We start from the raw sequence: 24,414 nt of genomic DNA, 5'->3' as shown, positions 1-24,414 counted from the left end.
AGACATTCCCAATCATGTTAAAGAAACCGACACAAGTGGTACTCGCCGCCTTGTTGTTGCCCACGCTGGTCGCGGGCTGCCTGGGCGGCTCAGATTCCAGCAGCAACGTGGGTGCGCGCACCAATTCCAGTCAAGTGGTCAACGGTTTGAATGTAACCGCCACACCGCAAAGCCAATGCGGCCCGGGCTCGCGCCCTGAAACGGGCATGCAAGGCCGCGTTTCGCAGGCAGACCATGACGCAGGCCTGGCCACAGCTGGTTTTACGTGCAACACACAAATGGTGGGCTCGTTCGCGCCTGAACGCGTGATCGGTACCGTAGGTGGCTTCAAAGTGGAACGCTACCGCGACAAAGCAGGTCGCGACTGCGCATTCGCAGACAGCACCTTGTTGTTCCCCACCAATATTCTGGACATGGAATTGGGCGTGAATGTGTTCGACATGAGCGACCCCACCAAGCCAGTGCGTACTACACGTTTGATTACGCCTGCGATGTTGTCGCCGCATGAATCACTGGTGGTGAGTCAGGAAGGGGGCGTTTTGGCTGCTGTATTAGGCAACCCTGCATTTGGCCCGGGTATTGTCGATATTTACGATGTGTCAGAAGACTGCCGCAACCCTGTGTTGAAATCATCCACCCCTTTGGGCCTGTTTGGCCATGAAAGCGGTATTTCTCCCGACGGCAAAACATTTTTCTCAGGTTCGCCCTCCACTTCCACGCTGGTGGCGCTTGATATCTCCAACCCCAGCCTGCCACGCCCACTTTGGGCAGGGCAATATTCATCACACGGATTGTCGATTAGCCCCGATGGCAACCGCGCCTATGTGGCCAGCATTGGCGACCCTGCTGGCATGCTGATTCTGGATATTTCTGATATTCAGGCCCGCAAAGCCAACCCGGAAGTGCGTGAAGTTTCCCGTCTAACCTGGGACACGGTGACCATTCCACAAAACGCAATTCCGTTTACCCGCAATGGTAAAAAGTATGTGATGGAAGTTGATGAATATTCAGGTGGCAACAGTGGACCCTTGCCTGTGGGCGCGAATGGTCCCAATGTGGGCGCGGCTCGAATTATCGATATTTCAGATGAAACAAAACCCAAGGTCATTTCAAACTTGCGGCTTGATGTACACAACATTGCCAACCGCGAAGAAATTGCCAACGACCCGGGCGCACAAAACCCGACAGGTGGTTACGCAGGGCATTACTGCAACATTCCAACGCGTGTGAACCCCACCATTGTTGCTTGCAGCATGATTTTGTCTGGTTTGCGAATTTTTGACATTCGCGACCCCGCCAACCCTGTTGAAGTGGCCTATTTCAACGCTCCGGTGAAGCCGCGTGTGTTAACTTTGCCAGCACCTGCCAGCAACTGGGCCATGTCCAGCCCGGCATTTGTGCCTGAACGCAAAGAGATTTGGTACACCGATGGTTACCAAGGCTTTTATGTGGTCAAGGTCACCAACAACGCTTGGAAATAATTCAACCGGAATTTATCTCAATGAACTTTCAGTATTTGAATCTTGAAGTAGCAGAACGCGTGGCCACTGTCACGATCAACCGGCCCGACAAGGGCAATGCCTTGGCGCCTGATGTGCTTGAAGAAGTAACGGCGATGTTCAACGCGCTGGGTACAAGGCAAGACGTGAACGTGATTGTGTTCACCGGTGGCGAGCGATACTTTTCAGCAGGCTTTGACCTGAACGAAATTCGCAAACTGGAAAAGGTTAACAACGAAGCCTACACTGCCCTGTTTCACCGCGCATACCGCGCAATTTTGTTTTGCGAACAACCCGTGATTTGCGCTGTGGGCGGCGCCGCAATTGCAGGTGGGTTTGACTTGACCATGATGTGCGACATTCGTTACGCATCAACACGCGCCAAGTTCGGGCAGCGTGAAATTGTGTTGTCGCTGACCCCCATCATGGATCCGCTGTGGCGCATCATTGGCATGGGTCGCGCCAAGGAAGTGGCGCTGACTGGTCGCATTTATGATGCGGCTGAAGCCGAGCGCATGGGCTATGTCAGCAAGGTGTTTCCCGAAGGTGAACTACTAAGCTCGGTTGCGCAAATTGCACGCGACATGGCGCAATACGACCGCGCCTGCTTGGCTGAAACGAAGCGGCTTTCGAATGTGGTGTTGAATCAGGATTTGGACATGTCCATGCGAACTCAAGAATGGCTGTTCAGAAGTTACATTGGTTCGGAAGACAACCACCAGCGCATTGATGCGCTGCAAGCACAATTGGCTGCAGCGCGGAAAGCAAAAAGCTAAATCTGTTTCAACTGTAGCGCGCGTACTCCACGGGGTCGTGCGCACAGAACAGCTCAACTTCATCGCCGCTGCTTTTCACCAACTCACGCAAACGCGCCTGCGTCGCAACGCGCTCTGCAGGCAATGTTTGCACCAGCTTTTCAAAAAATGCCACGCCCGCAGGCATGGGGTCTTCGTGTTTCAATGCCACTTCGCTGCGGTGAAAATAAGCATCACCACAATGCAGTAGCCACTTACTACCCGACTCGTTGCCCTGCTTCACCGCCACACCCACATGGCCGCGGGTGTGTCCAATCAAGGGCACCATCAGCAAGTCAACACTGGTAATCGGGCGAATGGCTTGAAAGCCATACCAGGTTTCAACTGGTTCTGAATGAATGACCCACTGTGGGCCATGCTCAAACTGCGCTTTTCTGAATCGCATGGAATCGCGCAAACTCGGGTTGATCGCATGCCGGTGTTCTGGCTCAAACACATGCACCTGCGCATCGGGAAAATCGCTCAAACCGCCTGCATGGTCCAAGTCGAGGTGAGTCGGCACAATGTGCTTCACATCACTCGCTTTAAACCCCATGGTCTTGATTTGCTCAACGGCTGTTTCTTCCATTTTCAATTGTGGTGCCAACATGGCCACAAAACCGGTGCCCAGGCGCCTTTTGGGCTCGAGTATATCGCCCGTGCCCACGCCGGTATCCACCAAAACAAGACCCTGCCCGCTTTCAACCAACAAGCAATGGCACACCATGTTCGCCCGTTCAAAAAAACCACCACTGCCGTTGATCAAGCGTTTACAGATCGGGCACATGGTGCCGCAATTCATGTGGTGAATTTTCATCAGTCAGATTCCGTGTGGTTGTGTGTATTCAGTTTAAATTGCAACCCATCCACAATGCCTTAAGCTGTTCAATTCTCCAACTCCTGAACCAACAATTCAGCAAAATAATCACAAGGCGGGCGCTTGGATTTCGAACTTCTGGACAACACCACCTCCACGGGCTGCAACGGTGGCAAGCCCTCCGCTGCACCCAGTCGCACCAGGTGCGAAGGCACGCCACACTGGGCCAAGGGCGCAATTGCAAGGCCAGCGTCTACCATACTCACCAAACCCTGCACGGCCGGGCTTTCGTACGACATGCGATAGGGAATTTTTGCTTGCTGCAAGGCTTTCAGAGCATGGGCACGTGCGGTGCTGCCCTCACCAAACACAGCAAGCGGCAACGGACGCTCTTTCCAGATATTTTTGTTGCTGGGCGAGCCAGCCCACACCAAAGGTTCCATTCTCAACAACACACCAGGACAACCCTTGGTTCGTGTAATCACGGCCAAATCCACTTCATTGTCTTTCAGCATTTGCGCAATGTGCTGGCTGGGTCGGCCCACCACCTGTATTTCCACCCGGGGATAAGTGGCAGAAAATTTCCGCAACACCGCTGGCAGCAAAGACGAAGCATAGTCATCGGGCACACCGATGCTGACACGCCCAGTCAATGCAGGCCGGGTTAATTCTGCAAACGCTTCATCACGCAAAGCCAACATTTGTCGAGCGTAGCCCAGCAAGGTGTGCCCCTCGGCTGTCAACTCAAGGTTTCGGGTGTCGCGCAAAAACAGAGGCTTGCCCAGCAGGCTCTCCAGCCCCTTGATCTGCATGCTGACCGCTGACGGCGAGCGATGTACCAAAGTAGCACCCGCCGCGAAACTGCCCGAGTCAGCTACTGCAACCAACATGGCCAAGGCATCCAGATCGAGTTTTTTCATTTCATCAGTTTTTCTGAATAATTACTTCAATTTAATTCGTTTTACGAAATTTATCCAGCATTCAATAATTCACCTCGCAATTCACTCAACAAGGAATTCTTCAAGTGCAAGACCTGAGTTCACTGTATGCATTTTTAGTGGTGGGCAGTTTGCTGTCCATTACCTCCGGCCCCAACATGATTTACGTGATCTCACGCTCAATAACACAAGGGCGGCGCGCCGGGCTGACTTCGCTGGGCGGCGTCATTGTGGGCTACCTTTTTTACATGTTTGGTGCTGCATTCGGAATTACTGCTTTTTTTAAAACACAGCCTCATGCTGCGCAAATACTCAGCGCCTGTGGTGCGGTGTACATGGGTTGGCTGGGCTGGAATGCCATTCGCCCCGGCGGTCGTTCACCGCTTGAAATTCTCGACCACTTAGCGCGCGAACCTGCAGGCAAACTATTCGCGATGGGTGCCACCACCAGTTTGTTGAACCCAAAACTGGCTCTGATTTTTCTCACTTTGTTGCCGCAATTCATTGATGAAACCCAAGGCGAAGTGTTGCAGCAGTCGCTTTTTTACGGCGGCTTGTTAATCTTCATGTTCGCCTTCGTGAATGCTGGCATGGCCCTGTTCTCGGGCAGCATGGCTGCTTTTCTTGCGCGTAAACCTGGCTGGCTGTTGACTCAGCGTGTGGTGATGGGTGTTACCTTGCTGACCTTGAGCGCAGAGATGGCATTGCAGGCTTTGGGTTGATATGCTGTAGTGTGTTACGGTCAGTTTTACCGAAGGAAGTACCCCATGTCGCAAGCGCCCATGCCACTGTTTCCGTTGGCAACAGTCCTGTATCCACAAGGTGTTTTGAATCTTCAAATCTTCGAGGTGCGCTATCTCGACTTGATGAAAAAATGCCTGCGTGACAACACACCCTTTGGTGTGGTCAGCCTGCTCGATGGCAATGAAGTTCGTCGCCCCGATGAACAAATTCAGTTGGCCAAGTTCGGCACACTGGTCAATATTGAACACCACGAATTCACCACGCCCACATTGATGAATATTTCCACCGTGGGAACACAGCGTTTCAAATTGCTGAATGCCGAACAAGAAAAAAATGGTTTGTGGATGGGCGAGATACAAACCCTGCCCGCTGACTCCGTGGTTGAAATACCCGACTACCTGCAAGGCAGCGCCAATGCCCTGGCCAACCTGATCAACTCAATCGACGAGCAAGGAATTGCCGAGGATCAATTGCCATTTCGCAAACCCTATAAATTGATGGATAGCGGCTGGGTTGCCAACCGTTGGTGCGAACTGCTGCCCCTGGACAAGCCCACCAAACTACAACTGCTGGCTTTGGACAACCCATTGCTGCGGCTTGAGTTGATTGACGACACTTTGGCAGCGCAAGGTTTGCTCAAAAGTTGACCAAACCAGCAATGCGACCTACCATTGCGCCATGCCTACCTTCAAAAAACATGCTGCAGCCGCACTGCTCGCCTTGCTCAACTGCAAGGCACGCTGCCGCGCGCGTGTTTGCCCGCCGGCCGCACATTCTTAAGCCCGGCGATCACCCACCCTACCCAATTCGCGCACACCACACGCATCGCCGGGCACACTTCAAGCGCAACAGCCTGAGAGTTAAACATGAAGAAATTACGCACGCCCGAGCGATTGATGAACGAACTGGATTTGGCTCGCATTTCCAAATTGACTGCTCCATTCCCGCCGGAATTGCTGGAGGCGATTGATGATTCTGAAGTGATCACGCCGCAAGAAATTCCTGCCGATGTGATCACCATGAACAGCCTGTTTACAGTCGTTGAAACAGAAAGTGGACACAGCAACAAACTGATGCTGTGTTACCCCAACGATGCTGAACCTGCGAAAGGCTATATTTCCGTACTGTCGCCTGTGGGTGCCAGCTTATTGGGTCGTAAAGCGGGCACGCTGGCACAATGGGCAACCCCGAACGGAGAACAGCATTTCGCAGTGGTGAAGGAAATTCTGTTTCAGCCCGAGGCCAGCGGCGATTACACAACTTAAGTTGTTTAAGTGTTGGCTGTGATCACCACCTTGCCCACCACTTTTCTGTCCAACAAATCTTGCAGGGCCTGTGCGCCCTGCGAGAGCGGATACACCTTGGACACCAGTGGTTTCAGTTTGCCTTGTTCGATCAAGGCAAACATTTCACCCAGGTCTTTGATGAAATCGAACAACTGACGATTCACAAAGTCACCCCAAAATACACCCACAATCGCTGCGCCTTTAAGCAAGGGCAAATTCAGTGGAATACTTGGAATTTCACCGTCTGCAAAACCGATCACCAAATAGCGCCCACTCCAGCCAATGCTGCGAAATGCCGGTTCAGCATACTTGCCGCCCACCGGATCAAAAATAACATTCGGACCTTTACCGCCAGTCAATTCTTTCACGCGTTCACGCAAATCGCTGGTGCTGTAATTAATTAATTCATCAGCTCCGTTCTCTTTGCAAATGGCCAGCTTTTCTTCCGTAGAAGCGGCTGCAATCACTTTCGCACCCAAGGCCTTGGCAATTTGAATAGCAGCCAAACCCACGCCACCTGCAGCACCCAACACCAACAGGGTTTCACCTTCTTTCAGTTGTCCACGGGCTTTCAACGCGTGGTAGGAAGTGCCATAGGCCAAGGTGAACGAGGCAGCAGTTTCGAAATCAATGGCCGCAGGCATAGGGATAATCTGCTTGGCTTGCACCAGCACTTTTTCAGCGAAGGCACCGTGTGTGCACATTGCAATCACGCGGTCGCCCACTTTCACGTTCTTTACACCGTCACCCAGTGCAGCCACCACACCAGCCAGTTCTGCGCCCGGCGCAAAGGGCAAGGCAGGCTTGAACTGATACTTGCCCTGGATAATCAAGGCATCGGGAAAATTAACACCAGCGGCTTTCATGTCCACCACCACTTGGCCTGGGCCCGGCTGCGGGTCAGCTGTTTCCTCATGCACCAGCGTGTCGGGCAGTCCCAAAGTTTTACACAGCAATGCTTTCATTGTTTTGTCTCCTTCTTATTTTGGCAGTGTGGGATTTTGTTGCCCCAGAATTTCTTGCATACGGGTTTCAATCACCGGGAACATGTAGCTGTGTGGAATCACATAGAAACGGTTCTCTGAAATTGCATTGAAAGTTTCCACGGCCATGTCATCTGCAGTTAACTGCCCGCTGGCAATTGCCTTGCCAATTCGCTTGTTCAGTTGAGCAGAAAATCCCTCGATTGGCATGGTTTGCGCCACATCACTGGGTCGGTTGCGCTCGGAATTGCCAATGCCTGTCGGTACCCATGCCGGGCACAACAGAGAAACACCCACCGTTGATTGAGTCATTTGAAGCTCAAGGCTCAAGGTTTCACTTAGCGTTACCACACCGTGCTTACTCACGTTGTAAGCCGCCATGCCGGGGTTAGACACCAACCCGGCCACCGAGGCTGTGTTCACAATATGCGCCGCGCCGCCTTGTGCTTGCATGCGGGGAAGAAATTCAGAAATGCCGTGCACCACACTCCACAGGTTCACCTGCAACACCCATTCCCAATCGGCCACGGTGTGTTCCCACGTGGTGCGCGCCAAGGCCACTCCCGCATTATTGAACAGCAAATGCACGGCGTTGAATTTTGAATATGCTGCATCGGCAAGGGATTTTATTTCTGCTGCATGGCGCACATCGATGCGCAACGCCAACACCCGATCAGCCGACAAGTTCAGTTGTTCTGTCGCCGCAAGAAGTGCAGCCTCATCAATGTCGGCCAGCACCACGTTCATGCCCTGTGCTGCCGCATGTTTGGCCAAAGCCAAACCAATGCCACTGGCCGCCCCAGTGATCACGGCGGTTTTGCCGTTGAATTCTTTCATTGTTCACGTCTCCGTTTGCTTTTATTGTTCAGTGTGCCTCTAGCGAGCCAAACCAGACTAGCAGAACGGCAGAGAAGTGGGGACTCCTCAGTCACGCGACAAGTCAACCTAATATGAAAAAAGACAAGATTAAAAACTACGAATCTAGGCTATTCTTGATCATGAACGACAAAGTTAACTCATAGTTTTCAAAACAGACTCTATTTCGAACATCAACAAAATCAACTCAACAACACCAATGTCTTCAAAAATAACTTTTCCGTTGTTGGCGTGGCTGTAATACAAACCCTTCCATGAAACGGGAGAATTATCCGGACGATTAAAATGAATACGGCCCGAGTGGGCCACAGCATTGCGAATTTGGTATCCAAATTTCAAAGTTTCATATGACCAGAGATTCGAGTCCCGACCTAGTTTTTGTATGAGATCGTGCCGAATATCTTCGAAAAATGCCAAATAAGCTTGCCCCATCAACGACCAAGTGATTCCCATCTCACCGGTTTCAGTGAGTGTAAGTGGATCAGGTGACGACAAATCATCTTGAGCCTTCACTTTGTTCTTTTCAAAGAAAACGAGGCTATCCGGCCACTTATTCTCAGCAACGGGCTGTACGAGGTCATACAGGTTGTGCGACAGAATCAAATCTGTTGTTAGCTTGCCATAAAGCAATGCAGAAGCACCAGGGTAAACTTTTTGTGCATAACCGAATTTCTGAGCCGTCGTCATTGCTGAGACAGAAAACAAGGCAGCCAACCCCGTACAAATGTGCCTGAAACTACGATCATTTTTCTCAAACGTATAAGTAGTCACACCCATTCCAACATTCAATTCAATGAAGCGCAGCTAACGCTGCTTCCGGTGCCTTATCCAATACCTGCAACAAAGCTTTTGCAGCGCCTGTGGGAACACGCTTACCCTGCTCCCAGTTTCTGATTGTGTCCAAAGAAACATGAATTCGCTCGGCAAACTCTGCTTGACTGAACCCCAATCGTTTACGCACTCGGCGCGCAAACCTTGCTGCATCCATATTGGCTTCTGCTTCATCAATCAACTTATGGGATGCAATATCCAATTCACTGGTTGAATCAACACGCTTTTTATCAACTCGCCCAACCTTGCCAGGTGCTAGAGAGCCTGGATTAATCTTCATTCGAACTGTTTTCATACTGCCTCTTTTCTCTTTGATTTGCCTTGCGCGCAGAAATGATGCGCACAAAATCGCCCCTGTAGGTGTACACCACCACAAACAATCGTCCTTCGATCTCACCCATTAACTGGTAACGAGATTCACCGTAATTCAAACGATCATCCTCTTGCACAAGCCTGTCGGGATCAAAAAACGCATGTGCGACATAGGCGAAGTCAAATCCGCGCTGTTGAAAGCACGCTTCGTTCTTCTTGTCATCCCATTCAAAGTTCATGCGCTTAAGTGTAGTTCAATGGACTACCATTTACAACAATCATAACTGTTTTCCTTTAAATTTTCTGACAATCAAAAAACCAAAGAAAAAATCATTAACATCATGAAGTTAGCCTTAGTTATTTCAAAATTATTATGCAACCATAAGGTTGTTCCTTCGTCCTTAAAGTGCATTAGATGACTCAACTATTATTTAAGAAAATCAGATTCGCATTGGTATTACTTGTATTGTGCTTTACACATACAAAGGCATTGGCAAATTGCACCTACGCCACCATTGCCAACCCCCACCCCGATGGAATTGGCAAATCGTATTGCGACCGTCAAATTTCAAAAGTAATGGGTTGGCAAGGTGCGCCCTGGCTTGAGCGCCCGCAACGCCTTGAAGAAGAGCGCACCGATTTACTGATCCAGAAATTGAATTTAAAACCCGGCATGGTGGTAGGCGACATTGGCGCGGGCACAGGGCACATTGCCCAAATGATCGCCGACAAAATTGCACCGAACGGTTTGGTTTGGGCAGTTGATATTCAGCCGCAAATGATCAAAATGCTGCAAAAGAAGGCGGATGGTTTGCCCAAAGGCCGCATGCAAATTCGACAATCGGGCGAGAAGAACTTGAACCTGCCCGACCGAATACTGGATGTAGCGATTATGGTCGATGTGTATCACGAGCTTGAATACCCGCGTGAAACGCTTCAATCGCTGATGAAGGCTGTAAAAAAAAGCGGAAAAATTGTGTTTGTAGAATACAGGGCCTTTGACCCCGATGTGCCGATTAAAGCGCTGCACACCATGAGCGTGGCGCAGGTTCAAAAAGAAGCGGAAAACCTGGGGCTGAAATACGACAAAGCCGAAAGTCTGAGCTGGCAGAACATGATTACGTTCATCAATCCGTAATTGAGTCGTAATCCCAGCGCAACACGCCCTGCCCTGCAGCCATTCCGGTTGCAAAACAGGCAGTGAGCAAATAACCGCCAGTGGGTGCTTCCCAGTCCAGCATTTCACCTGCCACAAATGTACCCGGCTTGTTCGTCAGCATGTAATTGCTGTCCATGCCTTCAAAACACACGCCACCTGCTGTGCTAATTGCCTCGTCGATGGGGCGTGTTGCGTGAACAGTAATCGGCAGGGCCTTGATGGTTGAAACCAGTTTGTCAGAATTCTTGAAATCATCTTTACCCAACACTTCATGCAACAGGGCCAACTTCACGCCTGCAATTCCCAATTTACTCTTGAAGTAGCTGGACATGGACTGACTGCTGCGAGCCAAACCCGCCACGTCAGTTCGAACCCGTTCAACACTGCGCCCCGGCAACAAATCGAGCGTGAAAGTTGCGCTGCCCTGCGCATTCAACCGTTGGCGAATTTCACGCGAAAAAGCGTAAATCAAGCTGCCCTCAACACCGTACTGGCCAATCACCATTTCACCTGGCCGCTCGGTTTCATTGCCTTGCAAATCCACGAATTTCAGGGCGACCGATTTCAGCGGTACACCTGCAAATTTCTCGCGAAGGTAATCGCTCCACTTCACCTCAAAACCGCAATTCGCGCTTTCAAGTTCAGCCACATCAACACCGGCCCCACGCAACAGGGGAACCCATGCGCCATCAGAACCCAGCCTGGGCCAACTTGCGCCGCCTAATGCCAGTATCGTGGCCGTGGGTGAATATTCAACTAATCCATTCGGCACAGAAAATTGCAATTGACCCTGCGCGTCCCAACCTTGCCACCTGTGGCGCACATGCATACGCACTCCCTTGCTTCGCAATCGATGCAACCAGGCCCGCAACAAAGGGGCTGCCTTCATTTCCTTCGGAAAAATTCGCCCTGAAGTACCCACAAAGGTTTCAATACCCAAACCGTGTACCCATTCGCACAATTGCTCAGGGGGCAACAAATCAAGTGTGGTTTGTAAATGGGGTTGCCGGTCTGCATAGCGAGCACAAAACTTTGTGTACTCTTCGCTGTGTGTAATGTTGAGCCCACCAATGCCCGCCAACAAAAACTTGCGCCCAAACGAAGGCATGGCATCAAACACATCCACCTGCACGCCCGCATTGCTGAGCACCTCCGCAGCCATCAAGCCCGCAGGACCGCCGCCAACAATGGCCACTGATTTATTCAAGGTGTCAGGCATGCAGTGATAGGCTTAATTTGAAGTTGAATTGCGAAGTGGTTTGAGCAAGTGGCTTAAACCGTTGTGGTCAATTTCCTGCATCAAGGCAAGCAAACGACCAATTTCACCTTTCGGAAAGCCCTCACGGGCAAACCAGTTCAGGTAATTGCCGGGCAGGTCTGCAAGCAACTTGCCCTGGTGCTTACCAAAAGGCATTTTCATGGTCACAAGCTTTTGTAGATCGTCTGGATTCATTTAAAAATTATAAAGCATGAAGCCCGCCGCCCAGCAAGGTTTACCCTTGCGCGTTAAATCTGTACCCGCGTACCCAACTCCACCACCGCATTCGAGGGCAATCTGAAAAAATCCACTACGCCACCCGCATTGCGGCTCATGGTGGCGAACAATTGCTCGCGCCACTTCGCCATGCCCGAACCCGCCGTGGGCACCACAGTTTCGCGGCTTAAAAAGTAAGTGGTTTCGAACAGAGAAACTTTAAGGCCAACCTCGTCAGTCAACTCCAAAGCCTTGGGAATGTCAGGCGTGTTCATAAAGCCATAGCGCACCGTCACTTGCCAAAACCCGCGGCTTAGCGACTTCACCTCAACGCGGTTCAAATTGCCAACCCACGGCACACTTTCAAACACCACCGTCAATATTACATTCGATGCATGCAGCACCTGGTTGTGTTTCAAGTTGTGCAGCAAAGCCATGGGTACTTTGTCAGGGTCAGCCACCGGGTACACTGCAGTGCGGTAAGCACGGTTAATTTGATCCACATTCAGCGTGGGCAAAAAATCGTTCAAATCAATACCGTCTTTCTGAATGCTTTTCATCAGCAACTTGCGGCCACGCCACCAGGTAGACATGGCTACAAACAAGGCCAAGCCCAACACGATCGGAAACCAGCCGCCATCCAGCAATTTGAATGCGCAGCTAACCACCAGCAGTATGTCGATCAGAATGAAGAAGATGGTGGCCCCCACCGACAACCATGCAGGCAGGCCCCAGCTGTGACGAATCACAAAGTAGGTCAGCGTGGTGGTGATCAGCATGGTCAAGGTGACCGCGATACCATAAGCCCCCGCCAGGTTGGAGGAATTCTGGAACAACAATACCGCCAGCAACACGCCCGCCAACAACAACCAGTTTACGGCTGGCATGTAAATTTGGCCCGACTCTTTGGCGGAGGTGTAGTGAATTTTCATGCGCGGTAAAAAGCCCAGCTGAATGGCTTGCTTGCTCATGGAATACGCACCAGAAATAACCGCCTGCGATGCGATAATGGCGGCCATGGTGGCCAAGGCCAATGCAGGAATTACCATGGTTTCGGGGAACGAACGATAGAATGGATTTTCAATGGCGCTGGGGTCTGCAATCAACAAAGCCCCCTGCCCCAGGTAATTCAAAGCAAGGCTTGGAAAAACAAAGAATGTCCATGCTAGCCGAATTGGTTTTTTCCCGAAGTGTCCCATGTCGGCATATAGCGCTTCTGCGCCGGTTAATGCCAACACAATTGCGCCAAATGCAGCAAACAAACCCCATCCTCTGTCGAGCACAAATTGAACGGCATGCACCGGGTTCAGTGCGTATAAAATTTTGGGTGCACTGGCAATATTGACAATGCCCACCACGCCCAAGGTAATAAACCACACAACAATAACAGGGCCAAAAAACTTGCCCACCACCGAAGTACCGTGGCGTTGAACAGCAAACAGCCCAATCAGGATCAATACACTAAGCGGAATAATGTAGGGCGTTAAGGTGGGCGTAATCAGCGTCAGCCCTTCCATGGCACCTAGCACTGAAATGGCTGGTGTAATTACGCTGTCGCCATAAAAAAGCGTGGCACCAAACACACCCACTAATAACAAAACAGTTTTCAATCCGGGATTTTTTCGCACCGCTTCCGAAGCCAAGGCTGTCAACGCCAAGCCACCGCCTTCACCATTGTTGTCAGCCTTCAAAATCAGGATCACATACTTCAAAGTGACCACCAACATCAAGGCCCAAAAAATGACCGAAATGGCGCCAGTTAGATTCTCTGGATTCAATGGCACGCCACTGTTCTCGCCAAACACTTCCTTAACTGTGTACAGCGGGCTGGTCCCAATGTCGCCGTACACAACGCCGATGGCACCCAAGGTAAGTGCGGCCAGACCAGCTTTGGTTTTGTCTTTTGATTCGGGTTTGTTCATGTTTGCAACGCATCTGCAGTGTGAAAACAGCCTGCATCATGCGCTGCAACATATAAGGAAGTTATAAGGAAACTTATTCGCTGGCTAACATACGATAGCCAACACCGGTTTCCGTCAAAATAAAGTGTGGGTCTGCGGGGTTGTTCTCAATTTTCGCGCGCAACTGGCCAACATACAAGCGGGTGTATTGGGTGTGCTCAAGGTACTCCGCACCCCACACATCAGCCAACAATTGCCGATGGCTTACGGCCTGCCCGGCACTTCGCACCAGGCGAGCCAGTAACTCATACTCGGTGGGCGTTAATTTGATTTCAGCGCCTTGCAGGGTAATTTCACGCTTCACCAGGTCAATGTTCAAACCATCACGCTGATACATCAAAGTGGCTGGCTGCGCCAAATTGCCACGGTGGCGCAAGGCCACACGGATGCGTGCCAATAATTCGCCTACGTTAAAGGGCTTCACCAGGTAGTCGTCAGCCCCGGCATCCAGTAATTCAATTTTGCTGTCTTCATGCGGGCGCGCTGAAATCACAATCACTGATGCACTGCCTGCCCGGCGGGCCAGTTCCAAAAAGCTTTTGCCATCGCCATCGGGCAAACCCAAATCCAGCAAATACAAATCAAAAGCCTGCCCGTCGGGCTGATTGGCCAACAAGGCCTTGGCTTCAGACAAACTGGCCGCCGTGGCCACTGAATGCCCTTCCGTGCTCAAGGTGTTGCGCAGCGCCCTGCCAAGCTCCCGGTCGTCTTCAATTAACAAAATACGAATGCTCATGCGCGTTGTTCCTGCACAGCGGCCAGAGGCAAGGCAAAAGTAACCAACACGCCTTGCCCTGAATTTGTTGACGAGGAAAAATGCAAACGGCCCGAATGAACCTGCGCCACGGCATGGCAAAGCTGCAAGCCAATGCCCAAACCACGTGATTCATCACCCTGCAATTTGTGTTGACCCTGCATGCCTTGGCCACAGTCTGCCACTTGAAACACCACCTCATTCTGCTGTTGCAACACAAGCAATTCGACTGAACCAGGAGCGCCCGAATGTTTCATCGCATTGTCAATCAGATTGTCCAACACCTGCTCCACCAGCACCATATTGCAATTCACCAAGGGCAAGCCAGCATCAACTTTCACGGTGGGCAAATACAGGGTTTTGCGTTTTCTCAGGCGCTGCAACACGGCCGCTACCATGTCCTCAACCGATTCCAGTTGCATGGGCACCTGCACCTGTTCACCACTAAGCCGCGCCAAAGTCAGCGTGTTGTCGGTAAGGCGCGCCACCTGCTGTGATTCCTCTTGAATCAACTCGGCGTAATGCCGAATTTCATCTTTGCTCAAACGGTCAGTTTGCTCCAGTATCGCCGAGGCGGAAGTCATGATACTGGCCAGCGGTGTGCGCTGATCGTGGGCAATCGATGTTAAAAACAAGCTGCGGGTTTTCTGGGTTTGTGCCGATTCACGTGCACTTTGGGCGCGCAACACATTGTCTCGGCGCTCGCAGGCAAGGCCCATTTGATCCAACAGTGCCTGTGCGTCCCGCACCCACAAGGTCTCGTTAAAATCAATATCACCACCCACACACACGCACACACCATAGGCTTTCGATTTTCCACGCATGGGCAGGTAAAGGTCTTCAAGGTTGTCGTAACGCCCAGTGCTTTTCCCCAGCGCCTTGTTCTCTTTCAGGCAGGCATTGAACGCTTTGATTTGTGCAGCATTCAGTGAATCAACCTCCGTAGCAGTAAACTCCACAACCACTTGTGCACAACCCTCGGCCATGCCAAACAACAACTGCTGTAAATCTGAAAGAAGCTGTTCCGGCTTGTCGACCTCTCGCAGCGTTTCACTCCATTGCATCAGCTGCAAGGTGCGCTGCGCCTGTTGCCGTTCAAGCGCCGCAATTTGCTTTTGCCGTCGCAACAAATAGGTGATTAGCCACGACACGCCCATCATTGTGATCAGCAAAATGCCATGCTCGTGAAGGTCAACATGAAATGTGTGCACGGGGGGCACCATTTGGTAGTTGAACATGAGCACCGCAAGCGCGCTGAGTGCCAGCGAAAGCGCCAAAGGCAATAAAAGGGAATAGATGGAGGACACCAGAATGAGCACCACGGGCGCATTGGAAATCGTAACCCAGTCGTGCGGGTAGGCAAGCACCAACATCAGGGTGGCCCACAGGGCAATGCCCCACATTCCGAATATCAAAGAGTTAAGTCGCATTTGCCCAGTTTATACCGGCACATGCTTCCGAAAATCAAGTGATCATTTAAAACGGATTGCTTCCACAACGGAAAAAATAGGGCAACGAATCAATCGGCGCAGGGACCGTCACATCTCGCGGCCCTTCGTACTGCACACCGGTATCCACATGCTTCCAGCAACCTTTTGGCAAATAAACGTCGCGGGTGCTAGCACCTTGCTCTACCACCGGGGCCACTAACACATCCGGTCCCAACATCCATTGCTGGTCTTCCTGCCGGGCGCGTTCATCCTTAGGGTACTCCACCCACAAACCCCTCACAGGCGGTACACCCGTGGTTTGTGCCTCTTGCCACAGTTTGATGATCAGTGGTGCCGCTTTCAAATGCAGCTCGGCCGCCTTGCGCCAGTGTTGCAAAGTTTCTTCGCCATAAAACCAGGGCATGCGCACGCCGTTGCTGGAAGAATTGTGCACCCTGAACACAGGCGACAAAGCCGCCCAGAATGACCAGCGTGTATAAAGCTCTGCGCTGGCCGGGCCTGTGTGAAAGTCAAAGTAGCCACCAATGTCGGTGTTGTAGCCGTACGAGCCTGTCGCACCACGACTCAACATGTCTGTGGTCAATGAGGCGATGCCCGAGGCGCGCGACCAGTCGCTGGTTTCATCACCGGGAAAATTCGATGACTCAAACCCCGAACTACCCTGCCGCCCCGAATACCCGGCGCGGGTCCAGAAAAAAATGTGTCGCCCGGTTTTACTTTCAATGTCATCGATGATTTTTCGCGTGGTTTGGTGAAACACGGTCGGGTAATGGTTGTGCATGGTCGCGCCGGTACTGCCGTCAAAAAAATGCATGTCCAGCGCAATGTGTTCGCCAAAATCCTGCATAAACCCGTCGGCCCCAAGCTCTTCCAGCATCTCTCGAATGCGACCTTCCCACCAAGCGACCGCCTCAGGGTTGGTGAAGTCGATTGCTGCACCCAGCCCGCCAAAGGGCGTGCCAAACAGGTAGGGCAAACCGGCAGCATCATTCACCACATAACCTTCTTGCAAAGCTTCAGTGAAGGTTTCAGGCCGCTCGGTGTTGGCCACATCAAGCCCTACATAATTTCGAATGTACAAATACGCGCGTATGTTTCTGTCGTGCAAAGCCTTGATGACTGTTTTGCTGGTCTCGCGTGGCAAAATTTCCCAACCTTCAAACACATAACCTTTCACAGGCAATTTGAAAGCATCTATCTGCGCAATGTCGTCCCAAATTTTTGCCTCGTAACTGGTGGCGTCATCCGCCTCAGCAGACAGCACCCGCACTGCACGTGACAGGGTTGGACCAAGGTCAGCTTGCATCGGCACTCGGTGGCGTCCCTGCAAACCCGACAAACCTTGCAATGCTTTTTTCTCGGTACCGGGTACCAGCAGGTAAATCATCTCGCTGCCCGACACATTCACCTGCCATGCATCAGTATTTGATGCGCCCAGGTCGTAGCGTGAAGGCCGAGTGCTGTCCAGCATGAAGCCATATCCGCCCGTGGACGCAAATGCTGTGGAAATGTAGTACGCCGCATCAGGCCCGGAAGGGAACATATAGCCCTCACCCTGCCCGGAAGCCAAATTGGCCACAGGTGCCAAGGGGCCTGCACCAATATTTTGTGCCTGAATAAAATTGGTGAGCAAGTTGCCGCGCTGGTTAACCGCATTGTGCCGCCCACCAAAACCGTAAAACGATTCCTCTTGCTGCAATACAAAACTGTCAGCCACCATTACCACACCCGAAGCTGGCTTCACTGCCATGCGCACTTCAAAACTGTTGTTGTCTGCAGGCGCTATTTCCACATCAATCACACGCCCGGTCGGGTCGTTGGTGGCAATTGTCAATGCCACACCGGTTGCGGTTTTGTTGGCCTCCAACACTTCGGTGCCATGGTACTGCAAGCCCACCAAGGCCTGTGTCAGGTAATTGCCCACCCATGGCGTGGCCCGCAATTGGGGCACAATTTCAGCGCCCACCATGTAACTAAAAGGCGCATTCAACAACATGCGCGGAAGGTAGTCGCTGCCCAACGGTTCATCCACAGCAAAGCCCGGTTCAAACACACCACCACTGCTACTTACCTGCTCAAGCACCAACTCGTCGGCTGCATTAAAAAAACGAATCCTCAACGGGTTTTTCAGCACTTCCACCCTGCCATTGGCATTGCGCAAGGCGATGGTTTGCTCGCCCATCTCCACCTGCGCAGCTTGTACGGCGCTGGGGGACGTGCGTACAGCATTGGCCGCCGTTGTGCTGTCGCTGCTGCCCAAACAGCCATTGAGCAGGCCTGCTGTTGCAACCATCAACAAAGGCAATGCAAAGTGGATACTGCGTGTAAACAAAGTGTTCATGCCCATCTCTCAAATCAATTTCTAAATAGATTCAAATTCACGCAGTCCGCCATGGCGGCGTAACCTGCCGGGTTGGGGTGCAGGTTGTCACCGCTGTTGTATTCCTCAGCCAAAAAACCCGCACGGTTTTTATCTTCCAGGCACTTCTCAAAATCCACCACACCATCACTCAAATGTTGACTGCGTATCCAGGCATTGGCTTCATCACGAGAACGTGTTGCGGCTGTAGTACCGTGCAATACAGGCACCAACTCTGTCACCGTTCCTTGCGCAGGCGGTATGGTGCCCAGAATAATTTTCAAGCCTGCATTCCGGGCTTTGGCAATCAACTCTTGGTACCCTGCAATCAGTGCTTCAGATGTGGGTGCTTGCCCTGGTTTGGGGTTTCCGAAATCGTTGGTGCCTATCATCACCAACACATGGCTTACACCCTGGGTTTGCAGCACATCGGCATCGAAACGGGCAAGCAGTGATTTACCAAACTGGGGCAACCAGCCATCGCGCAAAAGCTCGTTGCCACCAATACCCGCATTGGCCACGGTAAAAGGCATGCCCGCATCGTTGAAGCGGCGCTGCAAATGGTTGGGATAACGTTGATCGGTGGCCACCAGTGGCGAACCGCGTCCGCTTAACAACGCCGTGGTTGAATCTGACCCATCGGTGATGGAATCGCCCACTGCAACCACTGTGCTAACCTCGGGCCGCGCCAACACTTCCAGTGCTTCAATCACCAAAAAATTGGCGGTGTAACCCTCAGGCGCAGCCACAAAAACGCTGCCATCTGCATTGGCGGCATGGTCGCCGGGCAGGCTCAGGTACAGCACTTCATTCGCATTCAAATGGCGGGTTACCTGTGGCGTAAGGCCCGGTGCGTAAAAACTAACCCCCAAGCGTTTAAACGCCTGCACCGGGTACACCATCCAGTCGCTCACCACCGTTTCACCGGCCTGTAAAGTTACGCTGGGCTGGCCATTGAAGGTGAGCAAACATTGCGTATTGGGCACCATATCGGCACTGCCCGGTGCGGCTTCCTCAGCCAAATGAATATTGCTAAAAGTAACTGGGAGGCTTGAATACCTGTTGCTTAAACGCAAGCGCACCACATCACCCGCCCAGTGCGGCGCAAACGATTGCCGCACCGTTAAAAAGCTGATGGGGTGCGTAATCAGCGCGTCGCCGGGCGCAGTTTTCCATGAGGTAACCGCGCGGTCCGGTACTGAATTGCCCTGAATGGGCGTGCAAAAGTTGGCGCTACTTGCACGCACCATAGCAGAGCCATTGGCGCCGCTACCCTGCTGGCCACCACAGGCTGCCAGCAACAGGGCACAAACCATGCCCACAACACGCGTAAATGAAATGTTCATAACAAGGAAAAATTGATAAATTTGACACGATTGCGTATCAGAATAAATGTGATACGATTCCGTGTCAAATATTTCAAAACATGCAAAAAAATCGTGACTGAACCCAATCACACCCTGCCCCAGCCGGCCACACTTCGCAGCTATGGCGGTAAATCCGCAGAGGAACGGCAGACCGCACGCAAACGCGCATTGGTGGAAGCTGCCGTTCAATTGTTTGGCACGCAAGGTTTCGCAGCCGTCAGCATTGATGCCATTTGTGCAGAAGCTGGCCTGACCAAACGTTACTTCTACCAAACCTTTCCCAGCCGCGAAGCCCTGTTGACTGCTGCCTATGAATCAGCAACGCGAGACTACATGCAATCCATTTTGGCGGCAGTCTCCCCCCACCTCATGGACGCCCGCAAACTGGTCCGCGCCGGGCTTGAGGAAAGCTTTGGCTTTGTACAGCGCAACCCTGTTAAAGCGCGGCTAATATTGATTGAAGCCATGACCGTGCGTGGCCAACTGGGCGAAATGTACGGTGAGCGTTACGATGCGTTTGTCGATCTGATGCTGCAATTTACCCGGCCGTTTTTAAGCGGCCCCAAAGTGCCCGACAAAGTGCTGCGTGTGATGGCCAAAAGCGCTGTGGGTATAATTATTCATTTGTGCCAAAGCTGGATAGCCACCGACTTTAAACAACCAGTCAAGGAACTGGTGGACGGCACCGAGCGCGTGTTTGGCGGCATGGGCCGCGAACTCGGCGTGAAAGGCTACATTTGAGTGCAATACATCGCAGGTATACTGCCGCATGAACGAATTACTTCTGCGCCTGAAACTGGCAGTTGCACACCCTCACGACGACAAAGTTTCCGTGCGATTTTTAGCCGACATGCACGGCGAATCCGCCCACGGCGCATTGCTGCTTTTTCTCGCAGTGCTCACCCTGCTGCCCATTCCCTTCTCAGGCTTTTTGTTCTCATTCGGAATCTGGGCAATTGCACGCATGATGTGGATCAACGACAGCAGCCACGGCCTGCCTGAATCGGTGTGCCGCGTTCAACTGTCCAAAACATCAGCCACCCGGATGATCAAGATTTTGACGTGGATCTACACCAAAGCTGACCTGGTGTGCAAACCACGGCTTGAAGCACTCAGCAGCCCCGCCCACAGGGGCTGGCTTGTTCCCTTCATCGCGCTAATGGGCTTTATCATTTTTTTGCCCATACCCGGTGGCAACGGCACCCCCGCAGTTGCACTTATATTGATTGGGCTTGGGCTGATGGCGCGCGATGGTATTGCGATCATCGCGGGCATTGTGACTGGCTTGGTGGGTGTCGGTGTGTTGGGGTTTTTGGTGTGGTTGATATTGAGAGTAGTGTGAAATGAAATTTACAGGCAAAGAAATTTGCTCAATTTTAAAACAAAAAAGCCCAAGCTTTTAGACTTGGGCTTTTTCAATTTTGGTCGGAATGAGAGGATTCGAACCTCCGACCCCTTGCACCCCATGCAAGTGCGCTACCAGGCTGCGCCACATTCCGAGAAGGCTGGATTATACCTAGAAACGTTTAAGCTTTCAGGGCTTCACGCAAATTTAGCAATTGTTCTTTCAAAACTTCACGATCAATCAAAATTGGCAACGGTGCATCGCCCGCAGGGCCATTTTTTTCTTGATCCAAACGATTGCGTGCACCGTTAATGGTAAAGCCGTGTTCATACAGCAATTCACGAATTCTGCGAATAAACAGCACTTCGTGATGCTGGTAGTAACGGCGATTGCCACGGCGGGTAATCGACTTCAGTTGCGTGAATTCTTGCTCCCAATAGCGAAGCACGTGGGTTTTAACGCCACACAATTCAGACACCTCACCAATGGTGAAATAACGCTTGGCCGGAATGGGCGGCAAGCTGGCTGAGGGTGGTGCTCCGTCTGGGTTTACGGTTTTTTGCATTGAGTAATTTGCTTGTACTTAAATAATTTAGTGAAAATTATTCAACCAAAGCTTTAAGTTTCTGGCTGGGATGAAAGGTTACCACTCTACGCGCTGCAATGGGAATTTCTTCACCAGTTTTTGGGTTTCTACCTGGGCGTTGTGGTTTGTCTCGCAGCTGAAAATTGCCAAAACCCGACAATTTGACCGAGTCACCGCCTTCAAGAGTGGTGCGAATTTCATCAAAAAACGCATCGACGAAATCTTTCGCTTCGCGCTTGTTCAGGCCCAAGCTGTCAAACAGCATTTCAGCCAGTTCGGCTTTGGTCAGAGACCCCGATGCCAGACCGTCTTCAATCAGGTCCATGCGGTCGGAGCGGGCTGTCATCTCGTTACTTCGGTCGTCGTTCAACACAAATTGATCCACAGTGAGTTCTACCTATTAACCAAATATATTTTTATCGCAAACGAGCAGCGCAACGCTGGCTGGCTTGCTCAATCATTTTCTTTAACAATGGCTCGATGTCTGCATCGGTCAGGCTGCGGTCCGCGGCCTGGAGGGTTAACCTGAATGCCAAACTTTTCTCATTTAGATTCAGACCCTTACCTTCTTCTTTCGGTACGAATTCATCAAAAAGGATAACCGATTTCAGCCAGCCAAGGTTGTCATCTTTCACTTCCGTGAAGGCTTTTTTAAGTTGCGCAGCAGCAATTGCCTGGTCCACCACAAACGCCAGGTCACGAACCACCACAGGTTGCTTGGACACCTCTTTGAATGCAGGCAACTTGCGGGTGTTCAGGCCATCGAGCAGCAACTCAAACACAATAGGCGCTTGGGGCAAATCGTACTCTTGTGCCAGCTTGGGGTGCAGCTCGCCGATAAAACCAATGGGCTGCTTGTTCACCAACACGCGGGCACTGCGGCCTGGGTGCAAGGCTGGGTGTGGGTTTGCAGCATCGAATACTTCAAAGTCCACCTTGCGGCCATGCAGCAATTGCTCTACATCGCCTTTTACATCAAAGAAATCGAGTGCGCGGTTATTGCCGGCAGCCCATTGCAGCTGGTCGGCCAAGCCATAGGCCAAGCCGCCCAATTTCCAGGTTTGCTTGAAACCGGCCACGGTTTGCGCACCGTCTTGCACCTTGTCGTCTTTCTCGAACACGCGGGCCACTTCAAACACGCGCAAGCGGTCAACACGGTGGCCCAGGTTGTGTTTCAACACCCCAGCCAAGCTGCCTATCAAGGTGGAGCGCATTACGCTCAAATGGCTTGCAATCGGGTTCAGCAGGCGCACGGGGTTGGTGTTGGCATTGAAGTCAGCCTCCCATTGTTCGGGCGTGAAGCTGTAGCTGACCACTTCCTGATAGCCCAGCGCTGCCACTTGACGGCGAATGGCATGGCGGCCAATTTTGCCTTCAGCGGCAGGAAGCATTTTCAGCTTGCCCATGGGCGCGCGCAGCGGCAAGCTGTCGTAGCCAACCACGCGAATCACTTCTTCAATCAGGTCTTCTTCAATATTAATGTCGAAGCGGTAGCTAGGTGGGTTGACCACGTAGCGGATTTCAGCGCCCTGCCCCTCGGTTGAAAACTGAAAACCCAGCTTGGTGAACACATCGTTTACTTGCTCAACAGTGAATGGCATGCCAATCACCATTTCAGCACGCGCATGGCGCAGCGTAACCGGCTTGCGTGCAGGCAGGTTCAACACCTGATCCACCACGGGGCCAGCCTGGCCACCGCAAATTTCAAGAATCAAACTGGTAATGCGCTCAATGTGCTCGGGAATGGTTTGGAAGTCCACGCCACGCTCAAATCGGTGCGAGGCATCGGACGAGAAATTGAATTCGCGCGCACGGCCCACAATGGCGTCGGGGTGCCAAAACGCAGCTTCCACAAAAATATGGGTGGTGCCTTCGTTCACTGCAGTGTGGTCCCCACCCATAATGCCAGCCAGCGCTTCAGGGCCATTGGCATCACAAATCACGCCCATGTGCGGCTTCAGCGTTACTTCCATGTCGTTGAGCAGCTTCAGCTTCTCGCCGTCGCGCGCCCAACGCACGGTAAGGTCGCCCTGCACTTTGTCCAGGTCGAACACATGGCTGGGGCGGCCCAGTTCAAGCATCACGTAGTTGGAAATATCGACCAAGGCGTTCAAGCTGCGCTGGCCTGCGCCTTCAAGGCGATCAACCATCCACTGCGGTGTTTTTGCATTGTTGTTCACACCACGAATAACGCGCCCGGCAAAACGACCGCACAGATCGGTGTTTTCAACTTTCACATTCAGTGTGTCGCCAATGCTTGCGGCCACAGGTGCAAATGAAGGTGCGTTCAGTGCTGCGCCTGTCAGTGCTGCCACTTCACGGGCCACGCCCCACACGCTTAAACAGTCCGCGCGGTTGGGTGTCATTTTCAGGGTGAACTTCATCTCGTTTAAGCCGAGAAGTTCACGCACATTGCCACCCACTGGGAAGTCGCTGTTCAGAATATGCAGGCCATCGACATCGCTGGGCACGCCCAATTCTTTGCCGGAACACAACATGCCGCCGCTTTCAACACCGCGCATTTTGGTGGGCTTGATCTTAAAGCCACCAGGCAACTCGGCACCGGGCAAGGCGCAAGGTACTTTCAGGCCTTCAGCCACATTGGGGGCACCGCACACAATTTGGCGCACATCGCCCTCGGCAACCTGCACTTGGCACACGCTTAAGCGGTCGGCATCGGGGTGCTTGTCTTTTTTAACAACCAAACCCACCACCACGCCAGAAAATTCCGGGGCCAGGGGTTCAAGTTCTTCAACCTCCAAACCCGCCATGGTGAGCTTGTCGCCCAGTTCTTGCGTGTTCAAAGGGGTGTTGACGAGTGACTTCAACCAGGATTCTGTGAATTGCATCTTGAAATATCCAAAACTGGTTTATTTAA

The 24,414-nt window shown here is 52.0% G+C and carries 26 protein-coding genes and 1 tRNA gene; 8 read left to right on the top strand and 19 right to left on the bottom strand.

Annotated elements, in window-relative coordinates; genetic code table 11:
* Positions 1-14: 14 nt before the first annotated feature.
* Entirely contained in the window at positions 15-1,481 is a 1,467-nt protein-coding gene (locus tag ACVL1J_RS08845) for an LVIVD repeat-containing protein (protein WP_159570793.1), read from the top strand.
* 20 nt (positions 1,482-1,501) lie between these two features.
* Positions 1,502-2,275 (top strand): enoyl-CoA hydratase/isomerase family protein, encoded by a 774-nt coding sequence (locus tag ACVL1J_RS08840; protein ID WP_159570795.1) that lies wholly within the window; start codon positions 1,502-1,504, stop codon positions 2,273-2,275.
* A gap of 7 nt (positions 2,276-2,282) precedes the next feature.
* On the opposite strand, the gene ACVL1J_RS08835 is transcribed toward ACVL1J_RS08840, so the two are convergent.
* Together ACVL1J_RS08835 and ACVL1J_RS08830 are read right to left on the bottom strand one after the other, a co-directional pair.
* Positions 2,283-3,110 (bottom strand): MBL fold metallo-hydrolase, encoded by an 828-nt coding sequence (locus ACVL1J_RS08835; protein ID WP_491665297.1) that lies wholly within the window; start codon positions 3,108-3,110, stop codon positions 2,283-2,285.
* Between the two features lie 68 nt (positions 3,111-3,178).
* On the bottom strand, positions 3,179-4,030 hold the full coding sequence (locus tag ACVL1J_RS08830) for a LysR substrate-binding domain-containing protein (protein WP_491665296.1): 852 nt from the start codon (positions 4,028-4,030) through the stop codon (positions 3,179-3,181).
* A 104-nt stretch (positions 4,031-4,134) separates the two neighbouring features.
* On the opposite strand from ACVL1J_RS08830, the gene ACVL1J_RS08825 reads away from it, so the two are divergent.
* Together ACVL1J_RS08825 and ACVL1J_RS08820 are read left to right on the top strand one after the other, a co-directional pair.
* Positions 4,135-4,770, top strand: coding sequence for a LysE family translocator (locus ACVL1J_RS08825; RefSeq protein WP_491665295.1), 636 nt, complete (start codon positions 4,135-4,137; stop codon positions 4,768-4,770).
* A 45-nt stretch (positions 4,771-4,815) separates the two neighbouring features.
* Complete coding sequence (locus ACVL1J_RS08820) at positions 4,816-5,439, top strand: LON peptidase substrate-binding domain-containing protein (RefSeq protein WP_341237968.1); 624 nt, start codon at positions 4,816-4,818, stop codon at positions 5,437-5,439.
* A 77-nt stretch (positions 5,440-5,516) separates the two neighbouring features.
* Here ACVL1J_RS08820 and ACVL1J_RS08815 read toward each other — a convergent pair whose 3' ends face one another.
* Positions 5,517-5,660 carry a hypothetical protein gene (locus ACVL1J_RS08815; protein ID WP_491665294.1) on the bottom strand — a complete coding sequence of 48 codons (144 nt, stop codon included), beginning with the start codon at positions 5,658-5,660 and terminating at the stop codon, positions 5,517-5,519.
* Here ACVL1J_RS08815 and ACVL1J_RS08810 point away from each other — a divergent pair.
* Complete coding sequence (locus tag ACVL1J_RS08810) at positions 5,659-6,057, top strand: GreA/GreB family elongation factor (RefSeq protein ID WP_491665293.1); 399 nt, start codon at positions 5,659-5,661, stop codon at positions 6,055-6,057. The two genes, ACVL1J_RS08815 and ACVL1J_RS08810, sit on opposite strands and share 2 nt — an antisense overlap.
* 5 nt (positions 6,058-6,062) lie before the next feature.
* On the opposite strand, the gene ACVL1J_RS08805 is transcribed toward ACVL1J_RS08810, so the two are convergent.
* From ACVL1J_RS08805 to ACVL1J_RS08785, 5 genes are all read right to left on the bottom strand, one after another.
* A complete protein-coding gene (locus tag ACVL1J_RS08805) occupies positions 6,063-7,043 on the bottom strand; it encodes an NADPH:quinone oxidoreductase family protein (RefSeq protein WP_159570812.1) in 981 nt (326 codons plus the stop codon).
* Positions 7,044-7,058: 15 nt separating this feature from the next.
* On the bottom strand, positions 7,059-7,898 hold the full coding sequence (locus ACVL1J_RS08800; protein ID WP_341237970.1) for an SDR family NAD(P)-dependent oxidoreductase: 840 nt from the start codon (positions 7,896-7,898) through the stop codon (positions 7,059-7,061).
* 174 nt (positions 7,899-8,072) lie between these two features.
* The gene (locus ACVL1J_RS08795) at positions 8,073-8,708 is read right to left on the bottom strand and encodes a hypothetical protein (protein WP_341237971.1); all 636 of its coding nucleotides are present in this window, start codon (positions 8,706-8,708) and stop codon (positions 8,073-8,075) included.
* Between the two features lie 19 nt (positions 8,709-8,727).
* Positions 8,728-9,063 (bottom strand): helix-turn-helix domain-containing protein, encoded by a 336-nt coding sequence (locus ACVL1J_RS08790; RefSeq protein ID WP_341237972.1) that lies wholly within the window; start codon positions 9,061-9,063, stop codon positions 8,728-8,730.
* On the bottom strand, positions 9,038-9,319 hold the full coding sequence (locus ACVL1J_RS08785) for a BrnT family toxin (protein ID WP_341237973.1): 282 nt from the start codon (positions 9,317-9,319) through the stop codon (positions 9,038-9,040). Before ACVL1J_RS08785 ends, ACVL1J_RS08790 begins: the two co-directional genes overlap by 26 nt.
* Before the next feature lie 251 nt (positions 9,320-9,570).
* Here ACVL1J_RS08785 and ACVL1J_RS08780 point away from each other — a divergent pair, with 251 nt between their 5' ends.
* Positions 9,571-10,218 carry a class I SAM-dependent methyltransferase gene (locus ACVL1J_RS08780; RefSeq protein WP_491665292.1) on the top strand — a complete coding sequence of 216 codons (648 nt, stop codon included), beginning with the start codon at positions 9,571-9,573 and terminating at the stop codon, positions 10,216-10,218.
* Here ACVL1J_RS08780 and ACVL1J_RS08775 read toward each other — a convergent pair.
* The 7 genes from ACVL1J_RS08775 to ACVL1J_RS08745 form a co-directional block, all read right to left on the bottom strand.
* Entirely contained in the window at positions 10,208-11,458 is a 1,251-nt protein-coding gene (locus tag ACVL1J_RS08775) for a TIGR03862 family flavoprotein (RefSeq protein ID WP_491665291.1), read from the bottom strand. The genes ACVL1J_RS08780 and ACVL1J_RS08775 overlap by 11 nt on opposite strands.
* A gap of 12 nt (positions 11,459-11,470) precedes the next feature.
* Entirely contained in the window at positions 11,471-11,692 is a 222-nt protein-coding gene (locus tag ACVL1J_RS08770; protein ID WP_159570823.1) for a DUF3820 family protein, read from the bottom strand.
* A gap of 53 nt (positions 11,693-11,745) precedes the next feature.
* Positions 11,746-13,635: a potassium transporter Kup gene (locus ACVL1J_RS08765; protein WP_491665290.1), complete on the bottom strand. Its 1,890-nt coding sequence runs from the start codon at positions 13,633-13,635 to the stop codon at positions 11,746-11,748.
* A 73-nt stretch (positions 13,636-13,708) separates the two neighbouring features.
* Entirely contained in the window at positions 13,709-14,410 is a 702-nt protein-coding gene (locus ACVL1J_RS08760; protein WP_341238000.1) for a response regulator, read from the bottom strand.
* Positions 14,407-15,858, bottom strand: a complete 1,452-nt coding sequence (locus tag ACVL1J_RS08755) for a sensor histidine kinase (protein ID WP_491665289.1) — start codon at positions 15,856-15,858, stop codon at positions 14,407-14,409. Before ACVL1J_RS08755 ends, ACVL1J_RS08760 begins: the two co-directional genes overlap by 4 nt.
* 46 nt (positions 15,859-15,904) lie before the next feature.
* The gene (locus tag ACVL1J_RS08750; RefSeq protein WP_491665288.1) at positions 15,905-18,226 is read right to left on the bottom strand and encodes a TIM-barrel domain-containing protein; all 2,322 of its coding nucleotides are present in this window, start codon (positions 18,224-18,226) and stop codon (positions 15,905-15,907) included.
* An 8-nt stretch (positions 18,227-18,234) separates the two neighbouring features.
* A complete protein-coding gene (locus tag ACVL1J_RS08745; protein WP_341238003.1) occupies positions 18,235-19,584 on the bottom strand; it encodes a GDSL-type esterase/lipase family protein in 1,350 nt (449 codons plus the stop codon).
* Positions 19,585-19,677: 93 nt separating this feature from the next.
* Between ACVL1J_RS08745 and ACVL1J_RS08740 the strand changes: the two genes are divergently transcribed.
* Both ACVL1J_RS08740 and ACVL1J_RS08735 read left to right on the top strand, forming a co-directional pair.
* Entirely contained in the window at positions 19,678-20,346 is a 669-nt protein-coding gene (locus tag ACVL1J_RS08740; RefSeq protein WP_341238004.1) for a TetR/AcrR family transcriptional regulator, read from the top strand.
* A 28-nt stretch (positions 20,347-20,374) separates the two neighbouring features.
* Positions 20,375-20,947 (top strand): exopolysaccharide biosynthesis protein, encoded by a 573-nt coding sequence (locus ACVL1J_RS08735; RefSeq protein WP_341238005.1) that lies wholly within the window; start codon positions 20,375-20,377, stop codon positions 20,945-20,947.
* Between the two features lie 80 nt (positions 20,948-21,027).
* Here the strand turns inward: ACVL1J_RS08735 and ACVL1J_RS08730 are convergent.
* The 4 genes from ACVL1J_RS08730 to pheT all read right to left on the bottom strand — a co-directional run bounded on the left by ACVL1J_RS08730 (position 21,028) and on the right by pheT (position 24,385).
* Positions 21,028-21,104, bottom strand: a tRNA-Pro gene (locus ACVL1J_RS08730).
* A gap of 27 nt (positions 21,105-21,131) precedes the next feature.
* A complete protein-coding gene (locus ACVL1J_RS08725; RefSeq protein WP_138518433.1) occupies positions 21,132-21,515 on the bottom strand; it encodes a MerR family transcriptional regulator in 384 nt (127 codons plus the stop codon).
* Between the two features lie 37 nt (positions 21,516-21,552).
* The gene (locus ACVL1J_RS08720) at positions 21,553-21,906 is read right to left on the bottom strand and encodes an integration host factor subunit alpha (RefSeq protein ID WP_371717251.1); all 354 of its coding nucleotides are present in this window, start codon (positions 21,904-21,906) and stop codon (positions 21,553-21,555) included.
* A 46-nt stretch (positions 21,907-21,952) separates the two neighbouring features.
* A complete protein-coding gene (pheT, locus tag ACVL1J_RS08715; RefSeq protein WP_341238006.1) occupies positions 21,953-24,385 on the bottom strand; it encodes a phenylalanine--tRNA ligase subunit beta in 2,433 nt (810 codons plus the stop codon).
* Positions 24,386-24,414: the final 29 nt, after the last annotated feature.

It is taken from the genome of Limnobacter sp. G6BE5S (genome assembly GCF_058448965.1).
This window is presented reverse-complemented; position numbering and strand designations above follow the sequence as displayed.